1 protein-coding gene is annotated in these 1,095 nt (G+C 32.5%); it reads left to right on the top strand.

Annotated features, from left to right (window positions below; genetic code table 11):
* The first annotated feature begins 110 nt into the window (after positions 1–110).
* Positions 111–869 (top strand): FRG domain-containing protein, encoded by a 759-nt coding sequence (locus DFQ02_RS15015; RefSeq protein WP_116525263.1) that lies wholly within the window; start codon positions 111–113, stop codon positions 867–869.
* The last annotated feature ends 226 nt before the right edge of the window (positions 870–1,095 follow it).

Here is a 1,095-nt window from a genome sequence, read left to right as displayed (position 1 = left end):
AATTAGAGATTATAAGGAAGAGCTTTTCTCTAATTATTGCTAAGGAATTTATTATCTTTTCATTCTTAAAACAGAAATACGTTTAACCCTGAGTTGCCAGTAATTTAAGAATGAACACGATAGAAATAAAATCATTTACCGAACTTACAGAGTTAATCACTTCTGACGAATACACTTGTGGACATTATGTCTATAGAGGAGTATCTGATACTAAAAATCATAAATTAATTCCTGCAGTCGGCAGAATCGATGAAGAAATACTTTGTGGATTAACAATCGAAGAATACGAATTAGAAACTTTAAATAGATTCAAATTACGAGCTAATTCAGAAATAAATCCTTCACCAAAAGATGATTGGGAATGGCTAGCACTTGCCCAACATCACGGTTTACCGACAAGATTATTAGATTGGACAAGTAGTCCTTTAATCGCATTGTATTTTGCTACTAAACCGAATATCTTACATAATGGAAAAATCGAAAAATGTAATCCAAATGGAGGAGCAATTTTTGCACTTCATACCTGTGGATATATAGACACAAGTTGTATTTATTCGCCATTTGAATTTGATGAATATGGGTTATTTTATCCACCACATATTACTAAAAGAATTACTGGTCAATTTGGACTTTTTTCTATTCAACCGAATCCAAGGGAAGAACTACAAAATGGATTTGAAGACGATTTTGCTAAAACTATTACGAAATTTACGTTTAGCTGTGATGTAGCTGAGGAAATTCAAAGAAAATTATATCTACTTGGAATTAGACACGAGACTGTTTTTCCTGATTTAGATGGTTTTTCTTATGATTTAAAAGTGAAATTTAATGTTACAAGTTGTCACACAGCTGAAAGTAAATGTATATAAAAACTACTGGCAACACCGTATATAATTTATTGCTAGTTCTAGCCTACTTACGAAAATCCTCGCGGATTTTCTATTAAGTTTTTATTTGCTAAATTATGTGCTTAAACCACGCAACAAACCATATACAACAACGATGGAACACATTCGCCGATGGCGAACTTTAATCTACGCTGCTTCGCAGACAATGCATCTTAAAGTAAATGTGTTCCATCTCAGGGTTAAACCA

Source organism: Seonamhaeicola aphaedonensis (assembly GCF_003386195.1).
GTDB lineage: Bacteria > Bacteroidota > Bacteroidia > Flavobacteriales > Flavobacteriaceae > Seonamhaeicola > Seonamhaeicola aphaedonensis.
Note: the sequence above shows the minus strand (reverse complement) of the source record. Positions and strands in the feature narration are given on the sequence as shown.

Bases quoted from the DNA above. Each gene is read 5' to 3' on its own strand.
- DFQ02_RS15015 (WP_116525263.1), top strand. From the start codon at position 111: ATGAACACGATAGAAATAAAATCATTTACCGAACTTACAGAGTTAATC.